The following is an 18,998-nucleotide window of genomic DNA, read 5'->3' as shown; positions in this document are numbered from 1 at the left end:
AACACTCTTTTGTAAATTAATTAAATTTTTTCATACTGTAATATTTGCACTGCTATTTGTCTGCGCGCACAATCATAGCTTCTCTGTCAGCACCTGTTCCAATGAACTTAACAGGTACTCCGATGTATTTCTCTATGAAGCTGATGTACTTCTGTGCATTCTCAGGAAGCTCCTCAAAGGTCTTGCAGCTAGCGATTTCATCGCCCCAGCCACCTTCAAGCTCCTCATATACAGGCTTTGCGTTGTTTAAAACCTTAAGGTTTGTGGTAAAGTCCTCTGTCACCTTACCGTTTACATCATATCCGGTGCAGACCTTTATTGTATCAAACTTGCCGATTGTGTCGAGATGGTTTACAGAAAGTGCTGTAAGTCCGTTCAGACGCTTAGCATATTTCAATGTAACAAGGTCTAACCATCCGCATCTTCTCGGACGGCCTGTTGTGGTGCCGTACTCATGTCCGAGCTCACGGATTCTGTCTCCTGTTGCGTCAAGAAGCTCTGTCACATATGGACCCTCGCCTACACGGCTTGAGTATGCCTTGATGACACCGTATACATTTCCGATATCTGATGCTGAAAGACCTGTTCCGGTAAGGATACCACCGATTGTAGGATTTGATGATGTAACATATGGATATGAACCAAAGTCGATGTCAAGGAGTGTAGCCTGTGCTCCCTCAACAACCACCTTTTTGTCATCCTCAAGTGCCTTATGTAAGAGAGTGATTGTATCACATACATATGGCTCAAGCTGTGCTGCATAGTCACTGTACTCTGCAAACATCTTGTCAAAATCAAGCTCCTTTGTATAATCAGTCTCAGGATCATATACCTTAAGAAGTGCAAGCTTGAGCTCTGTCTGCTCTTTGAGGCGCTCCTTGAAATCAGGTGCGTATAAATCCTCCATTCTGATTCCGCTTCTCTCATACTTATCGCAATATGAAGGTCCGATACCCTTTCCTGTAGTACCGATTTTCTTTGCCTGTCTCACCTTCTCAAGTGCTACATCAAGCTTTCTGTGATATGGGAAAATGACATGTGTTTTGTCACTGATTTTTAAATATTTATCTACATCATATCCGTGTTCCTTTAAGTTGTTGATTTCCTCTAAAAGAACCTGTGGATTTAAAACCACTCCGTTTCCGATTACTCCGATCGTGTGTCCTGATAAGAGACCTGACGGAATAAGGTGCATTGCGTATTTAACACCGTTTGCCTTGATTGTGTGACCGGCATTGTCTCCGCCTGTACATCTTACTGCTACATCAGCGTCGGCTGCAAGGTAATCAATTACCTTACCCTTTCCTTCGTCACCATAGAAACATCCTATTACTACATCTACCTTTGACATTTTACATGCCTCCCTTGTATTTTCTGACACGACACCTTGTGCCATGTAACTGCCTGATTTTATTGGTATATTTATTATGCCTTGTAACTATTCAAAATTAGCTGTTACAGTACTCTATCTTCTTTGAGCAGGCTATCGCAAGCGCTCCCGGTCCTATGTGGCATGAAACCGAAAGTGAAAGCGGATTCATAACGATTTCGTTATTTGGGAATGCCGCCTGAACCTCTTCCTTAAATGCCTCTGCTGCTGCAAGATCATGCGTGTAAGCCATCTCAAGATTTATACGGCTACCATCCGGATTACCAAAGCGCTTCTCAAAATCCGACTTCATGGCATCTATCATGATGCTCTTTGCCTGCTTTACGGTACGTGCCTTTGCAAACGCGTCAAGCTTCTCACCCTGAATCTGAAGCACTGGCTTGAGCTTTAAAAGTGTGCCAAGTGCTGCCGCTGCAGGTGTGATTCTGCCACCCTTTTTGAGATAAGTAAGAGTATCGACCATGATATATATGGAAGACTCAAACTTTGCAGCCTCTAATATCTGCTTTATCTCTGCCGCATTTTTTCCTTCCTCTGCCAGCTTCTTTGCATCTATAACCGACTGGCGCATTGTAACTGATATTCTCTGATTGTTGACTACCTGCACCTTGCCGTCATAATCCTGTGAGAGCATATATGCTGTCTCACATGAGCTTGAAAGTCCTGATGACATCGGAATATATACGATCTCGTCATATTCCTTTAAAAGCTCATCCCATTTATCTGTAACGTCACCGACTAAAGGCATAGATGTCTTGATATCTCCTCCGGCAGCGAGCTTCTCGTAGAACTGCTCCTGCGTCAGATCGATATTCTCATAATACATCTGCTCATTGATGTAAAAAGGCATTGGGAGTACCTCTACTCCAAGCATTTTTGCCTCGTCAGGTGTGATACCGCTGTTTGAATCGGTAACTACTATAACCTTACTCATTAATTCTCACTCCGATATAAATATTCATTGTCGTATTTTTTCCAACACCGCCCATTATACCATAGGTGTAATTGTTTGAAAAGATGTTTTTAGCGCCCTGATAATATTTACAATATCAGGACGCTAAAACGTATACGATGTTTATTCTATTATTTATAATTATACAGTCTCTTCTCTAATCTCCGGTTCTGTATAATATTCTTAATAAATTCTACAAGTACCTTGATAATCCCCACAAACCAGAAGCCTTTAAGCTCAAGCACGATTCCGTCAACCATTCCCATGCTTATCATTCCGCTTGTCATCTTAGCCAGTCCGCGCAGCGGCATATTTAACTGGAAAAGCAGATTTAAGTCCGGACTTCCTTTCTTTAAGCTCCTGTTAAGCATACCTGTCAGTATCGCCCATATAAGCCAGCCGAGAGGGCTTCTTGCGTGATTCATCTCTCCAAGAGTCATATTACGGCTGATGTCAGGTCTTCCGTCAGGTATTTCATGTCCCAGAAGTTGTGCAAATTCATCTTTATCGACATTTTGCACATTACCTGACTCATAATGGGAAAGCTTACCCATATCATATGGTTTCTTATCTGTTGTTCCTTTGAGGCTTATCTCGTCACTTAATACGATATCCTCAGATGATCTTCCGACAGATATTTTGTAGACTCCACCTTCCTGCTCCCATCTGTTCGTCTTTACATTCCAATAGCGGAAAGCCTTATCATCTAAAGATACTGTTACACGTTTGCTTTCTCCGGGCATAAGCAATGTCTTTACAAATCCTTTTAATTCACGCTCCGGTACGAAAACCATTTTTCCCGGTGCGCTTATGTATATCTGGGATATTTCTTTTCCAGCAGCATTTCCTGTATTTGTCACTGTAAAGCTTACCCTGTCAGCTTCCACACTGATGTCTGAATACTCAAAGGTTGTATAGCTTAAACCAAAGCCAAACGGGAATGCTGTGGCGATGTCTGCTTTCTGATAATATCTGTATCCTATATATATGCCTTCACGGTATTCCACAGTTCTCTTTTTACCGGCAAAGTGATGTAAGGAAGGAGTGTCCTCATATTTTTCTATCCAGGTCTCTGCCAGCTTTCCGCTTGGATTTATGACACCTGTCAATGCATCTGCCACAGCGCGTGCTCCGGCCTGTCCGCTTAAGCACGCATAAAGTATCGCATCACAATATGATCTCCACTGTGTTTCCACACTGCTTCCTGCCGACAGTACCACAACTATCTTTCTTCCATCTCTGTGAAGTGCCTTAAGCAGTGATATCTGATTTTGTCTGAGCTTCATCATCTGCCTGTCAAGGCCTTCGCTCTCCTGCACCTCGTCAAGCCCCAGACAAAGAACTGTTATTTCAGCACACTTTGCAAGCTCTCTTGCTTTTTTTACAGCCGCATCATCCTGTTGTCCCAGGCGGTCAAAGCCCTTTGCATAGCCTACTACCTCTACAGACGATCTTTCCATACAGTCAAGCAGATTATCAAGTGCTGTGGTATTTACCATACTTGATCCTGCTCCCTGATATCTTGGATTTTTTGCAAAATCTCCGATGATTGCAACCTTTGTATTGTGTTTCAGTGGTAAAATACCATTATTATTTTTGAGCAATGTCATGCTTTCTGCCGCTGCCATACATGCCAGAGCATGATGTTTCTTTTTCATATCATCGGGAAGATTAAGCTCCCCGTCTTTTAGCACTGCATTTTTAGTTGCTTCTTTTACTGCTTTCCCGGTTGAATATATAAGCTCTAAAAGCTCATTAACTCTTGCATCAACGTCGCTCTCTTCTATCTTGCCGCTTTTTACCGCTGCGATCAGCTCTCTTACCGAATCGCCTCCCGGTGCAGGCATTTCTAGTGTTGATCCTGCCTTTACCCCGAGTGCATGATCATTTGAACCACCCCAGTCAGTTACAACAGAACCCTTAAAGCCCCACTCTTTTCTTAAAATTTCTGATAAAAGATGTTCGTTCTCATTGGCATAAGTACCATTTATAAGGTTATAGCTCGACATGATGCATTTCGGATTTCCCTCTTTTACCGCAATTTCAAATCCTGTCAGATATATTTCACGCAGAGTTCTCTCATCAACGATACTGTCCGATGCCATTCTCCTTGTTTCCTGATCGTTTACCGCAAAATGCTTCGGACATGCTGCCACTCCATTTTTTTGAATACCACGGATATATGCGGCTGCCATTTTGCCTGCCAGATACGGATCTTCCGAGAAATATTCAAAATTTCGTCCGCATAGCGGATTTCTTTTCATGTTAAGTCCCGGTCCAAGCAAAACATTTACTCCAAGAGTTGCTGTTTCTTCACCAAGTGCTTCTCCCACTTTCTCACCAAGTGTCTCATCCCAACTGTTTGCTATAGTTGCAGCCGATGGAAAGCATGTAGCCTCCACACTCGGATTTAAGCCTAAATGATCAGAAGCGCCAGCCTGTTTACGAAGTCCGTGTGGTCCATCTGAAAGCCATATTGCCGGAATTCCCAGATTTTTATATTCTCTTGTCTGAAATACAGATTTACCTGATAAAAGTGCGCATTTCTGCTCTAAAGTCATCTTCATTTAAGCCTCTCCCTCCGGGAAAATAATCTTGTAAATAGGAAAATATATAACCATCTGCACGCCACCATTAATAACCGTTATAAGTACATTATAAAGTGCTGTCGGAACATATTTTTTACAGATTGGTACATATATTCCCATAAGGAAGCTGCATGCTATTGTAATTAAAACAAAAGCCACGATATACCACGCTATCTGATACCATATATTTCCCTTTGATTTGAATGTAACGTTGCGCTGCATAGGAAAATTAATGCACTGTGCAATAAAAAGCGTTACTGCAAATGCTGCAAAATAACCCATTCCACCTGTAGCATCTCCCGTAACAGGATAATTAAACACATATGTATCAACAGGTCCTACTGCCAGATGGATAAGCTGGCACGGTATATCGCACCAGTCCGTTAATTTGTAAAACAGTGACGGCAGGAATGTCAGCAGAAGATACTGCACAACTGTCACAAACAGCGAAAACGCATAAAATTTTACAAACTGCGCTATCAATTTATGTTTTATTGAAAAATCATTCCATTTTTCTCTTATTAAATCCATTTATTCCTCCATATCAATTATTCTCAATATTACAAGGCTCTTACTCTGCAACAACAGGAACGAGTATCTCAGACTGATTATTGCCATCAAAAGCAGTTATTCTTATCTCGTTTTCAGCACCGGCACGAACAATGGCAAGTGCCTCACCATAATAAGTCTCTGCTTTATTTCCAAGATATCCCATCTCATTATAAGGACATGCATTTCCAAATGCTTCCAGCTTTCCGCCCTCTACAGTAAGCTGTATCGTTCCCCTCTCAAGAGGTTTTGTGATCCCATTATTATCAGTGTATTTAAGACGTACATATGCAAGATGTCCATGTCTGACGCTGCTCTTTTCTGCTTCCATTGTGATAACAGTCTCATTTCCTGCTGTCTGAAGCATTTTTCTTCCGATTTCTTTTCCACTGTTGTCATAAGATACTGCTTCTATGCTGCCGCTTTCATATGTACACGAAAATCTTGCTATACAGTCGTTTTTAAGCTGCTTTGAGCCAACCTGTTTTCCGTTTACAAACAGATCGACTCTGGCTGCTCTCGCATATACCTCGACATTGGCTTTGTTTCCGTCGCAACCGCCAAAGCTCCAGCTCTCAAGTGCATTTGACATCTTCCACGCAGATGGACTATGTCTGTCATTTGTATGATTTACCGGACATACACCGATAAACGGCCCATTTTCATGCTCTAATGCCACTCTTGTATATAAAGCTTCACACAAAGGCTTTCCTGTCAGATCTACTCTTCCCGAGCCTGCAGATACCCAGCCGAGCTCACCATTAAAATTTTTGGCATAGTCACTGTATTCCCATGAACCAACCATTACCTCACCGAGATAATCCATTCCTGCCCACACAAAATCACCGACAAGACGAGGATTTTTCTTTGCCATCTCTCTAAATTTGTAGGCATCATTGCAGAAGGTCTCACTTCCGAGTATCAGCCTGCCCGGATACTTCTTTAAATCATGCTTATAGCGGTAAATGCCGTAATTATATCCGGCTATATCCATATTTGCAAAAGCATCCCTCGTCTTTACATCACAGCCATGAAGTGTTGCTCCACGCTTCATGAATTCATCTCCTAAAAGACCTGCCAGATTGTTAAAGAACTGGCTTCCGACCGCCTTCTTCTTTCCCGGCTTCTTCTCTGCTTCCTTTTTAGCCTTCTTGTCACTGTATACCCCAAAGCCTATAGAGCTTAAGAAATTAAAGAATATATTGACACCACATGTGACAGGCCGCGAGTCATCTAGTCCATGTAAAAACTCTGTCATCTCACCGGTAAGCTTTATTCCACGCTCCTGTGCAGTCTCACTTACCTCATTTCCTGTAGAGTACAGTATGACGCAGGGATGGTTATAATCCTTTTCCACCATATCGGTAAGATCCTGCTTCCACCATTTGTCAAAATAATTGACATAGTCATATTCTGTCTTGTGGATATACCAGTGGTCAATATATTCATCCATGACAAGCATACCCTGTCTGTCACATTCATCCAAAAATACCTTTGAGCATGGATTGTGTGCACTTCTTATGGCATTATAACCATTTTCCTTCATAAGACGCACCTTGCGCTCTACAGCATCGGGATCACACACTGCTCCAAGCAGTCCGTTATCATGGTGGACACATGCCCCCTGAACGATGACACGCTCCTTGTTTATACAGATGCCGTTTTCTCCCCAGGAAAGCTCTCTTATTCCAAAGCTCTCACTTACCACATCATTTTGCGCTGTAACACGGCATTTATAAAGAAACGGAGTGTCCACATTCCAAAGCTTTGCACCCGGCACATCAATGATTTCTGTCACCCTGCACGCACATTCGTTTTTACGACTGCATACAACATTACCGTTTGGATCAATTATCTCTACGCTTACAGGTGAAGCTGCATTGGTTTGTACACTCACCTCAATTTTTGCCGGCTCAATAGACACAGTACGGATTTTTACACCATTTACCGGAATGTGTATATCATCCCCCACCCATAACGTGACCGGCCGGTATATTCCTGCTCCTGAATACCAGCGGCTGTTTGGCTGATCGGCATTTCTGGCGATCACACTGATGTGGTTATGCTTGCCTATGTGAAAAAGCTCTGTAACATCAACGTAAAAATTAGTGTATCCGTATGGTCTGAATGCAGCTTTTTTATCATTAATCCAGACCTCTGCCTCGTGATAGACTCCCTCAAATTCCAATATCATTTTTTTATTTTTATATTCATCACCCGGTATGAAATCTTTTTCATATAGGTAATCATAACCCTCATACCAGCCTGTGTTGGTTCCCCCGAGTGCATCTGCACTTTTCTTTTCTCCAAGCATTGCATCATGGGGTATTCTGACCGGTGTGCCTTCGCCTGTTTCATCCAAATGTTTTACTGTCCATCCATCGTTCCATGAAACTGCTTTCATTTATATTCCTATCCTTTCAATTAAATTATATTACCAAACTGTCCTATAATATAATCAGGAATAAGTATCCATCCTATTTTCGGATGGATACTTTTCCAGATATAGTCAGTCTATTTTTTCTTTTTGATAAACGCCGTTACAATCATCACAATATCTGCGACCAGATAGAATACTGCGCCAACAATTGAAATGTGCAATGCATCTGCCTCTGCAGCCGGATAGTTTACCGGAATAAAATATACATCTGCCGCCAGCGAAACGCGACCTAATATAAACCAGTAAAAACTTACTAAAAGCAGAATATTTACCATAACTATCAGTATATCGTACACTACAACATTTATCTTTTCTTCACCTATAGCCGCAAAGACTGCTGCAATAATTGCTACAACTGTACAGATAACAGGCATTGGATTCATAACTGCATCTGCAAGATATCCTGTTACCGAAGTCACAATATATATGATCATTCCGATAAGAGCGGCTATTGCTACGATCCAAAGAATCAAATTGGATTTATTGATGACTTTTTTCATGTTCATTCTCTTCCTATGCCTCCTGTTTTTTTGTTCTTCTTATGCGGCTTATGATATAGAAAACCACGCATAGTGCACATATTACCGCAAATACACCTGTGCAAGACTTGTATGCCACTCTCCACCAGGTCATGACATCCTCACTGTGTGTAGTCTCATTGATTCCGTTCATCGCTGCACTGTTTGCAAGCGCATATAATGCATAGTGAAGATCCTGCTTGATAGCCAGACATACATCCCTGTCCTTGCTCAAAGACTCTGCGTTCCAGTATGTGATCTCATCTCCTGCCCCAAATCCACAGAATGCATTTGTTCCGGCAAGAATTGACTCCTTAGGTGATGCCTTAAGTGATACACCTGTAAAGTCTGTTACATTGTAGCCGTTAAAGCCCCACTCATCTCTCATGATCTGAACCTGTACACCGGCATTTGCACTTGATGCAACTGCACCGATACGGTTGTATGATGACATGACTCCGAGTGCGCCCTGTGTATATGTATCTGCCTTTGTATCGTCAGACTCAAATGAAGCCGGTTTTCCATTTGCCTCAAATGCCTGCTGAAGACCTCTGAGCTCTACTTCCCTTGCTTTCTGCTCATTCATGAATACCGCGATTCCTGAACGGTTGATTTCCTGATCATTAAATGCTGCATGTTTGATATTTACAAGAGTACCCTTTGACTGTGCTCCCTGCACAACAGCACTTCCGATATATCCTGTAAGGATCGGATCCTCTGAGTAATACTCAGCTCCACGGCTGTTGTATGCATGACGGTGGATGTTCATTCCAGGTCCGATCATGATAGGAAGATTGAGTACAAGTGTGCTCTCACCGAGTGTTATCTCACCATTCTCATATGCAAGCTCTTTGTTCCAGCTATATGCCACATTTTCAGGTGATACTCCAACTCGTGTTGCATAGTCGTAATCAGCTGCATCCTCATATGCTTTTCCCTGATAAGAGCCCTCTGTCAGGTAATGTGAATCAGATCCGTTAGGACCATCATCTGATGTATACTGCATAAGTCCGATTGAAGGGATTGCCTCGATGTTGTGGAATGCATTTGCTGCAAAGCTAAGGAACTCATCAATAGTTACCTTGTCGATCAGCTCATCCCAGCGAGGATCATCGTAATCAGCGCCCTTTAAATCCATGATCGTCAGATCACTTGATGTATCACCAAATACAAGATCTGATGTATCATCATCTTTTTTAAGCTCAATAAAATCATTTCCCAGAAGCTTTGAAAGCTCGTCATTTGCTGTAAGACCTGATATTGTCTTAGGGAATGTTCCGTTCCAGTCACTTCTTGAAAGATATGTTACTGTATCAGGGATGAATGAATTGATATCCATTGAGTATTCCCCATCGGAAACTGCATTTGTGATTTCAGTTCCGTTCTTGCTTGTTGCAAATGTTGTATTGTCAACATCTCCATCCCAGCTCCAAGAGTATGAAAGTGATGCATTTCCATCTGCAGTCATACCATCAGCTGTTGTCTTTCCCTGCGCTGCAAGGATGTTGTTAAGTGCATCGTGTGAATTGCTTCCAACTGCAAAATAATATGTTCCCGGATCTACGATGTATGTCTTAGCGTTTGTTGAATCGTAACTTGCAAGGTTAGACAGATCTATATTAAGTGTGATTGTCTCACTTGCTCCCGGCTCAAGTGTCTGTGTCTTTTCAAAATCTATAAGCTGTACTGCTGATTTTTCAATACCATACTGCTTATCATAATCTGTGTATGGAGTCTGTGCATAAACCTGTACTGCTGATTTGCCGGCCACATCACCTGTATTGGTTGTGGTCACTGTAACCTGTGCTGTTTTCTTATCATCTGCTATCACAACATCATCAAGTGTCTGCTCGAAGGTTGTGTATGAGAGTCCATATCCGAATGGATATACCACCTCATTGCTGTAATCCCAGGTTCCGTCAGTCTCTGCAACTGTTCCGTCTGCATTTGCATATGTTCCTGCCGAAGCCTCTGTGCCTCCGTTTCCAAGAACAATGTCTGCATACCTTGTCTCATAATAACGATATCCGGTGTAAATTCCCTCTGCCTCTACTAAGTAAGAATTTACATTTGCACTCTCTGAGAAATCACTTGCATTTGTCCATGGAATATTTCCATAATTCTGCATTGCTGGTGCAAGTGCACTATTTTTAGCAAACACATCTCCCAGATATGCTGATGGAGAAACAGTTCCGTTTAACACATCTGCAACACCATAGAAACCGTAAGCTCCCGGATATCCTATCCACATAATTGCATCAATATCAGGATCATTCTGTAAATTTGCAATCTCCATAGGGTTTGTTGCATTGACAAGCACGATTACTTTATCGAAGTTTGCCTTTGCCTCATTTACCATTGCCATCTCTTCATCGCTGAGACTTAAGATGTTGCCTGTTACTGTCTCAACGCCGTCAGCTCTGCCTTCTTCTCCCGGATAATAGCCGTCGCCGCCTTCTCCGGCGACTCTTCCTACTACTACGATAGCAGCATCGTTATACTCATCATACTGTGAGTTATAGTCAGGGTTAAGCTTGGCTAACTCATCAAGTGTCAGCTCATGAGGATCATCATATGCAGTGATCTCTGAATACTCCGGTAAGATTCCACCACCAAACTGTGGTACTGCCCATTCTTTTCCCTCAAAAAATTTCTCATATGCTGCCATCATTGATGGATTGATCTGAAAGCCTCTTTCTTTGAATGCATCAAAGATCTGCACTGTAGATTTTCCATCAGCCACACTTCCACCAGAATTACTGTATACCGGTGCATAGCTGCGGATACCGAACATTGTAATCTTTGCATCACTTTTGAGTGGCAAAGAAGCATTTTCATTTTTCAGAAGTGCAAATGTCTCCTGAGATGTGCAGATAGCCAATTCCTTAAAGCCATCATAAGCCTCCTTGGCTGATGTGAATTTTGACTGATATGTCCATGAATCTTGTGCATCCTCTGTCACTGTTACCTGACTTCTGGTTCCGACAAACGCATCTACCGATGTACGATATGTCTCCAGAATGTTTCCTGCCAGTAATGAAACTGTAAGGAACAATGCCGATGTCATAGAAATACCACGCCACATGTTTGTTTTTCTAAACATACTTATCTTCTCCTTTTCTGTTGATAAACAGAGGTTATCAATTTTCACAAATACGTACAATGGATTTTGCATGAACTGTCATTTTTGATACTTAATCTGTCCTATATGCACACTTTTGCATGCGATTTCCTGTACAAAAAACTTCCCATACCATCATTCTGGCACAGGAAGTAAAATATCAAGTGAAAACATATTATCTTTTGATCCAGCTGACAAAAAGCCATGATATTTCTCTGCTATCATGCGTATGCTCTTCATTCCAAAGCCGTGATAGCGTTTATCCTTCTTCGTGGTCTGAGGCAGTCCTTCCTCAAAGGAAAGCTCTCCAAGATACTGATTTTCCACATGGATCAGTATCATTCCGCGGCTTTTCTTAACACGCACGTTAATGCAGCGTTTTTCTTCATCATTTATCTTATCCACCGCCTCTATAGCGTTATCAATCGCATTTCCAAACAGTGAGTAGACATCCGATTTCTTCATGAATGAAAGCAGCTCTCCGTCTATCATACAGTCAAGACGTATCTTTTTATTCTCACACTGCATGAACTTCTCCATTAAAAGCACATCCAGCACTTCGTTTCCTGACTTAAAAGCCGTATCGTATATATCTATAGCCCTTTTTAGGTCCGCAAGCTCATCCTCGGGTATATTGTTGCCGATAGTCGCTATCTGATTTTTTATGTCATGGCATTTGACATTGATAAGATCTATAGTTTCCTGCGAAAGCTTCATCTGCTGCTTCTGCTGGTACAAAAGATGCTGCATAATCGCATTGCTCTCCTGCTCCTTTTCCTTTCGCACTATCTCACACTGCAGCATGAGAAGGAACAGACAGCATATCATATCAAACATGATAAATACTGTATACGGCATAAATCCCACTTCATATTGATCAAATAAATTCTGAAACAGATTCGTGCAGAGCTGCATTCCTATAAGTAATATAAGAACCGTGGGGGATTTGGTATGAAATGCTTCTCCTTCACTGTCCTTCCTTAATTTTCCGCCAAAAAACAGTCCGCATGCCACCTCAAAGACTACAACTATAACAAGATACATTATATTCATAACAAGCTCATTCTTAAGGCCTTGTCTTATAAACAGCATTATAATCATTCTTGTCAGCTTAAAGCAGAAATGCTGTGACGCAGCCGCCGCAGTAGTATAAAATGCTGCTTGCATAAAATCCATGCAAAAACATAATGTCACACCAACGGTACACAGCACATAAAACACTGCTGTTCGAAGGCTTTCAATCCAGGCATTATCTACAGGAATATACTGCCACAATATCGAGACAAACAGCATTCCTATTATCACACCAATTACCCTTGGCACAAATCTCTTTCTGCATTGCTGACCCCAGACGAAAAATGACACAGATAGAAGTATTTCAAATACATATCCGTTATTCTTAAAAAACTCTGTGATCAGATTCATAGCACATTATCCTTTCCCATAGCCTCCGCCAGTTCGGACATAAATGCTTTTTTCCTTGGTCTGCTGATCTGTAATTCTTCGCCACCCATAAGCATAAGCGTATAACCGTTTACTCCGATTATATGTCTCTGATTTACGAGATAACATTTGTTACATCGTAAAAATCCCTTGTCCTTAAGCTTTTCTTCTGTCTCAAGGAGCGTTCCACTGCCCTCAACTATTCCATCCTCATTGTGATACATAAGGCGGTGTCCCTGAACCTCAATGTAATGGATCTTTCTGAGTAAAAGGCGGACATATCCTCCCTGTCTTACGACAAGAATTGCCTCTGATGCAGCCTGATATCCTGCAAGTATACGTTTTAATTTCAGTTCGAAATCTCCATAATATACCGGTTTTACTATATAATCCGTTGCATTTACCTCGTAACCTTTTACCGCATAGCTTGCCATATTGGTAACAAACACCAGTATTACCTTCTGATCGAGTCTGCGAAGCCTGTGTGCCGCTTCCATTCCATCTATTCCCGGCATCTCTATGTCCATAAAAACCACATCATATACGGTACGATATCCGTCTAAGAAATCCAAAGCATCATGAAATTTAACTACTTCAAATACTTCATCGTTTTCATTTGCATATCGCTCAAGAAAGCCTGCCAGTTTTTCTGCAGCCGCCTCATTATCTTCTACTATAGCAAATTTATACATGACAAATTCCTCTTTTTCATTGATAGTATGTAACTAAAATCTTGCAAATAGCATAAACCATAATACATAAAAATCCGGTAGCTTACAAGTCCTAAATTATATCTCCACTCCCGCGGCTTTTATCATCTTTTTGTGCATTTGTTATCGCCTCTTTTTTATTTTTTACTGATCTGTGACAGTATGGATGGATCTTTTATCGATGTATCCTCTGCCAGCATGATCACTTTTGATACTATCTGCGCAGTCATCGGATCTTCATCCATAAATGGCAGATATACTTTTCCCCTCTGTCCGCTCCATACCGGGATCATATGTATCGCGCTGCCTGCTTTCTGATGCACAACGGCACTTCCCAGATGGACGCTGTAATCATTATAATGTCCCTCTATATGTGCAAAATTGCCTTCCACCCTGACATTTGTAAGCTTCATGAGCCTGCAGGTACACTCGATCACTGCTCTCCGAAGCTCTACTGTAGATGTAGAGGTAACAGGATCTACACCTCCGATAAATGCCAGACTTACCGCCAGATCAACGTCCCTCATGGTCTCCGAAAACCATACATCATCCACATCGCGGATCAGAAGTGGCTCACTGCTCCTTCTCTTTGAAAACTCCACATAATCTATGGCAGGTGCCTCTATATCACTTGGAGAAAACCAGTCCGCGTCCGCAAACAGTTGTGCTACAGCATCATATTTATAGGACACTTTCTCCAGCCCATACTCATATGACGCATTCCAGCCACATTTCTTTAATGCTCCGGCAGCCTGCTTTGTCTGTATCTGATATCCTGTATAGCGTTTAGTGTACTCAAGCTCCAGCTCCTCAGGCAGTTTCAAGTACAGCTCCCTGAATACCTGTTTAAACGGCTGTACGATACGGTTATCAAACAGATACTGCTGTATCTCTTTTAATACCTGATGTTCATAGAGATCAAATGCATGTGCCACACGGATCGTGCCACTGCATTTTGTCTTTTTATCCCCCATTTCCAGATATCCGTCCCTGTAAAAACCTATGCTGTCATTACAGATCATAACGAGATTTCTTACGAGTTGGCCTGCAACCATATGTTTTGACATTGACTCTATTTCCGAAAGACCATACTCCGTGCGCTCCATCATTGCCTTTTCAAGCATGCTGCGTGTGCGCTGGTACTGCTGCTTTAACATCTGATGGGCTTCTTTTATGCGGAGTACACGCTCGTCCTTTTTGTATTTTGCGGGAACGGATTTGAGTTTTCTGCCGTTTTTGTATACACAGATGTCGTTTTGTCCGTTTTCATCCACTGCGATCGATATCTGTATATCATCAATCTGCTGTGGCGTAAACACATCACTGTACTCATCCGTCATACTGCTCTCAAGCTTCCATACCATACGATCCACACTGTCAAATCCTGCATTTCTTGCAAGATTTTTAAGTGCTATCTCGCAGCTTCGCTTTTCGCTCGCCTGTCTCTGAGAGCCGAATTTTTTTGACTCTTTTAAAAACTGCTGCACATAAAGATATCTCTTGAGCAGGTCTGCATCATCCTCTATCGGTGCGATACAGTACGCATTCAGCGCATCCTTATTACGCTTCTCCGATGCCTGTTTGTAAAAAGTTTCTTTATTCTTTTTACCCATACACGCATCCATGTATTTTCTTGCCCTCGTGTGGAAGTTGTTTTCACACAACAGCTTTGATGCATCATAGAGCGTCTTTATGCGCTTTTCGCCAAGTTTACCGTAAATATCCCTGCACCATTCTATATCGAAAGCTCCATCACTTAAATCTTCCGGATCAAGCTCCGTATAGTGTGCTATCTCTGCCTTTTTGTGTTCCGGATCATCCTGCTTCATATGTGCGATAAAGTAATAGCATGCCTCCTTGAAACCATTCCAGTCAAGCACCTCATTTACCAGGTCTATCCACTGAGGTGCCATCATTGCCACCTCTACGAGACGTTTTTCAGGTATTCCGGCAGCTTCAAGCTCTTTTGCAGAGTCTGACGGAAGCGGATAACATCTGCGGATAAGATTTGCAAAGACAGTCTGACGGTCACTGCCATATGATGACCTCTTTATCTCCTCTCCCTCAAGCACTTTTAATATGGTAAGCAGATATTTCATGCCGCAGATAACATAAAGCCGCTTTACATAATCCGTTATGCTGCTTTCGCTGTTAAGGCGCGCTGTCTCCATATGTATCAGAGCCTCGCTTATTTTGTCAAGAGTCTGCCTTAGATAATCAACTGCCTGCGCATTTTTCTCCGGCAGTTTCAGATGTGGTCTGCCGTATACACCTCTGTTTTCAAAATATGCTGCGCCAAATGCCTCTGAGAGCATATCATTTCTGCCACTGTAATAATATGGCATATTGTCATTTTTTTCCAGATGTGTATCCAGTATCATCTCCATCAGTACGGTCTGCGGCAATATTCCAAGGCAGCATGCGCGCGCTGCTGTCATAGGGCTTATATTCATCTTATCCGTCACTGACGCATCACAGTCCAGGTTAAAATGCAGATAGCACTCATAGATCAGCGGAAAATACTGCTTAAATGCTTCATCCTCTATGCTGTCCAGATGAAGCGCATTCTCCAACGCGCGAAATACATCCATATCGGCAAGCGAATGAACACAGTTCCTGTCCCAGGAATCCTTCCTGCGATAAGAATTTTCTTTTGTATACTTAAGAAACAGCTCAATAGTCTGTGCTGCCGGTTTCGAAAATATATTATCCCTGTCACATTCGTAAAAATAATATTTAATGATCTTTGAGATATGGTCATAATATTTCCATTTTTTCGTCTCCTCCGAAGTCAGGTATGTAAGCTTTATATCCCTTGTAAAAATCCTGTCGTAATCATATCCAACACCGTCCACAATAAATTTAAGCTGAAAGATCACCTGCTCACTCAGCTTATCTTTTGCAAAATATTCTCTCCATACACTGCCAAACGGAATTGCATCCAGTGAGTCCAACTGATAATCGAGCATCAGAAGACGCTCGTCACCTACCAGATATGATATGCCAAATCTCTGATATTCATCCTTTGCATGTTCCTCGATACGTCCATTCCACAGAGTAAAATATTCATAAATCTTCTGCTTGTCCCACGCCTCGAGAAACCTTAGATCAACTGTCTCTTTCTTTATCAGCACACCTTTTTTCTGTATCTGCAAAAATGACTGATACGGCATATCACATCTCTGAAAACGCTCGTACAATCCAAATCCATCTTCCCTGCCAAGTATCTTTACCTCCGGCTTTGGTGCGTTGTCAAAATATGCCGGCACCAACTGCTGCAGCTCAAGTGCAGACTCCTTTATCAGCTTGTCCTGTGAATTGTTTAAACGTTTAAAGCTATCCTTTACACTTTCTTTTGGCTGTTTTGAAAGCACCTCTATGATCGCAGCTCTTGCGTATGCCTTTTTGGTCTTAAGACGTCCCTCAAGTGCCAGAATGTCAGCCTCCTCGAGCTTGATCTTTTTTAATTCCTCCGTCACAAAACTGCTAAGACCCTCCTGCTGTGATATGATCTCTTTTATCATGAACTTTTTCTTTACAGGAAGTGATACATACGAAAAACAGCCCTTTAAGAATTCCTCCAAAGCCTTTGTCCACAATATAGATACATTTGGCAGCAACAGTTCTATCCTCTCTGTATCCGGTGCTTTGATAAGCAGTTTTGACAAAAAGTTTACAATACTTTCCTTATATATAATGATTGAAAACCACTCAAAGCCCTTTGACGAGTATGTCTGCTTTGCCTTAAGCTTTGACAGATACGGATAAACCAGATCAAACAGCTCATAACATTCTTCCTTTGAAAATGACATGCGCTCTACATCACATCTGACACATTCGCTAAGATACAGCGCAGTTATCCAGCTATTATCACTGTAATTTTCAAGCATTGACTTGTATTCCCAGAACGGAAAATGCTGTGTCTGCTGCAGATATATAAGCGCAGCCGCTATGATATGCTGCTCTTTTCGCTCAAGTAAGGCTACCGCCTCATTTATAGCATTTTCCATATTTTTTATACCGATACAGTACAGTGCTATATATACCTTTAACGGATTTTCATCTGTAAGCGCGCTTTTGTTTTTATCCTCGTCATGGATAAACTCATGGATTATCCCAAGTATCTGCTCTATGATCCTCTGCTCGACTTCATCATAGCCTAAGCCGATCCATGTCTGAATGCTCCGCTGTACGGACGAATACCTGAGCAGTTTTTCCTCATATATCACATCTATCATGCGGTAAAAATAGTCAAGCTGGTACTCATCCACCGTCTCAAGTATGCTCTGCCTCAATCCCTCCTGCAGTTTTGCCGCCAGAAGCATATTGGTAAGCAGATCCTGCAATTCTTTATTTTTGCTCTGCTCTATTGCTATTATAAGGTCACGAGTCAGAAACCCTACGTTATTTTCACTAGTCAGCACATCCCTGCAATACCCGATAACCTCGTCATTTTGCCGTATTATCTCAACAGCTATCACAGGTGCCATATTTCGATAACTTATAACGTCATTATACTCTCCGTATATGAGTTTCTGTATTGATAGCCCTGCACCATAAAATATGTAAAATGCTCCTATTGCCTGTACGATGCGATCTATATAATTTGACAGCAGACTGCTCCTTACATCCATGCGGATAAGCCGTGTATTGCACGTATACTCCTGTATGTGAGTCAGATATTCGCACAGTTTTTCATGACCTTTTGGAAGCAATCCTTTAAAATTATTCTGCTTTTTTAAAAGCTCCTCCAGTGTGTCAGGTATCCTTGCGTTTGGTATCTGAAAGCCGTACAGATATCTGGTATCCTCCGCTTCTTTAATATATTCCCGCTCCATCTGCGTATATCCATGGAGCGAACGGTTGTATTCTTTGAGTTTTTTTATTATATCTTCTTTGTTTTCCCCTGACTGCATTACCATAACCTCCCCGCCATCATGATAAGCCTGATTATCACAAGCTCATTTTCTTCCTGCACATCTAATACATCTGTAAGATTTGTATATTCCTCTCCATTGAAAAATACCCTGAACAGTCCATCTGAAAAATCCTGTTCCAGAATATCCCATGCCTGTTCCTTTGTATACTTTCTCTCCTGTGACAGCTCATATGCTATCTTTCCCTCTGATGAAAGCTCCGGCCTGGCAGATAATTCCACAAGCATTATCTGATATAGCAAGCCTCTTAGGTCTTTTACCTCCGGTATATCATAGACAGCATGTGACAGTTCCCTGTTGGATGCTGCTTTCCTTTTTACTACATTGATCTTCATATCCGTAACCTCGTA

11 protein-coding genes are annotated in these 18,998 nt (G+C 41.8%); all 11 read right to left on the bottom strand.

Annotated elements, in window-relative coordinates:
• Positions 1-52: 52 nt before the first annotated feature.
• Positions 53-1,351 carry an adenylosuccinate synthase gene (locus ACW6PM_RS06730; RefSeq protein WP_456056643.1) on the bottom strand — a complete coding sequence of 433 codons (1,299 nt, stop codon included), beginning with the start codon at positions 1,349-1,351 and terminating at the stop codon, positions 53-55.
• Between the two features lie 97 nt (positions 1,352-1,448).
• A complete protein-coding gene (locus tag ACW6PM_RS06725; protein ID WP_308650059.1) occupies positions 1,449-2,324 on the bottom strand; it encodes a DegV family protein in 876 nt (291 codons plus the stop codon).
• A gap of 149 nt (positions 2,325-2,473) precedes the next feature.
• Entirely contained in the window at positions 2,474-4,909 is a 2,436-nt protein-coding gene (locus tag ACW6PM_RS06720; protein ID WP_456056642.1) for a glycoside hydrolase family 3 C-terminal domain-containing protein, read from the bottom strand.
• A complete protein-coding gene (locus ACW6PM_RS06715) occupies positions 4,910-5,461 on the bottom strand; it encodes a hypothetical protein (protein ID WP_456056641.1) in 552 nt (183 codons plus the stop codon). It lies immediately after the preceding gene.
• A gap of 40 nt (positions 5,462-5,501) precedes the next feature.
• Positions 5,502-7,883, bottom strand: a complete 2,382-nt coding sequence (locus tag ACW6PM_RS06710; protein WP_456056640.1) for a glycoside hydrolase family 2 TIM barrel-domain containing protein — start codon at positions 7,881-7,883, stop codon at positions 5,502-5,504.
• A 110-nt stretch (positions 7,884-7,993) separates the two neighbouring features.
• Positions 7,994-8,425, bottom strand: a complete 432-nt coding sequence (locus ACW6PM_RS06705; RefSeq protein WP_456056639.1) for a sodium:proton antiporter — start codon at positions 8,423-8,425, stop codon at positions 7,994-7,996.
• A gap of 7 nt (positions 8,426-8,432) precedes the next feature.
• The gene (locus ACW6PM_RS06700; RefSeq protein ID WP_456056638.1) at positions 8,433-11,540 is read right to left on the bottom strand and encodes a glycoside hydrolase family 3 C-terminal domain-containing protein; all 3,108 of its coding nucleotides are present in this window, start codon (positions 11,538-11,540) and stop codon (positions 8,433-8,435) included.
• A gap of 153 nt (positions 11,541-11,693) precedes the next feature.
• On the bottom strand, positions 11,694-12,983 hold the full coding sequence (locus ACW6PM_RS06695; RefSeq protein ID WP_456056637.1) for an ATP-binding protein: 1,290 nt from the start codon (positions 12,981-12,983) through the stop codon (positions 11,694-11,696).
• Positions 12,980-13,693 (bottom strand): LytR/AlgR family response regulator transcription factor, encoded by a 714-nt coding sequence (locus ACW6PM_RS06690; RefSeq protein ID WP_456056636.1) that lies wholly within the window; start codon positions 13,691-13,693, stop codon positions 12,980-12,982. The genes ACW6PM_RS06695 and ACW6PM_RS06690 overlap by 4 nt, the downstream gene beginning before the upstream one ends.
• Before the next feature lie 155 nt (positions 13,694-13,848).
• A complete protein-coding gene (locus ACW6PM_RS06685; RefSeq protein ID WP_456056635.1) occupies positions 13,849-18,627 on the bottom strand; it encodes a DUF5724 domain-containing protein in 4,779 nt (1,592 codons plus the stop codon).
• Positions 18,627-18,983, bottom strand: a complete 357-nt coding sequence (locus tag ACW6PM_RS06680; RefSeq protein ID WP_456056634.1) for a hypothetical protein — start codon at positions 18,981-18,983, stop codon at positions 18,627-18,629. The genes ACW6PM_RS06685 and ACW6PM_RS06680 overlap by 1 nt, the downstream gene beginning before the upstream one ends.
• Positions 18,984-18,998 lie beyond the last annotated feature (15 nt).

The organism is Agathobacter sp. (assembly GCF_977054825.1).
Note: the sequence above shows the minus strand (reverse complement) of the source record. Positions and strands in the feature narration are given on the sequence as shown.

Excerpts from the sequence above, each read along its gene's own strand:
- ACW6PM_RS06690 (WP_456056636.1), bottom strand. The coding sequence starts at position 13,693 with ATGTATAAATTTGCTATAGTAGAAGATAATGAGGCGGCTGCAGAAAAA.
- ACW6PM_RS06730 (WP_456056643.1), bottom strand. The coding sequence starts at position 1,351 with ATGTCAAAGGTAGATGTAGTAATAGGATGTTTCTATGGTGACGAAGGA.
- ACW6PM_RS06685 (WP_456056635.1), bottom strand. The coding sequence starts at position 18,627 with ATGCAGTCAGGGGAAAACAAAGAAGATATAATAAAAAAACTCAAAGAA.
- ACW6PM_RS06715 (WP_456056641.1), bottom strand. The coding sequence starts at position 5,461 with ATGGATTTAATAAGAGAAAAATGGAATGATTTTTCAATAAAACATAAA.
- ACW6PM_RS06725 (WP_308650059.1), bottom strand. The coding sequence starts at position 2,324 with ATGAGTAAGGTTATAGTAGTTACCGATTCAAACAGCGGTATCACACCT.
- ACW6PM_RS06720 (WP_456056642.1), bottom strand. The coding sequence starts at position 4,909 with ATGAAGATGACTTTAGAGCAGAAATGCGCACTTTTATCAGGTAAATCT.
- ACW6PM_RS06705 (WP_456056639.1), bottom strand. The coding sequence starts at position 8,425 with ATGAACATGAAAAAAGTCATCAATAAATCCAATTTGATTCTTTGGATC.
- ACW6PM_RS06680 (WP_456056634.1), bottom strand. The coding sequence starts at position 18,983 with ATGAAGATCAATGTAGTAAAAAGGAAAGCAGCATCCAACAGGGAACTG.
- ACW6PM_RS06695 (WP_456056637.1), bottom strand. The coding sequence starts at position 12,983 with ATGAATCTGATCACAGAGTTTTTTAAGAATAACGGATATGTATTTGAA.
- ACW6PM_RS06700 (WP_456056638.1), bottom strand. The coding sequence starts at position 11,540 with ATGTTTAGAAAAACAAACATGTGGCGTGGTATTTCTATGACATCGGCA.
- ACW6PM_RS06710 (WP_456056640.1), bottom strand. The coding sequence starts at position 7,883 with ATGAAAGCAGTTTCATGGAACGATGGATGGACAGTAAAACATTTGGAT.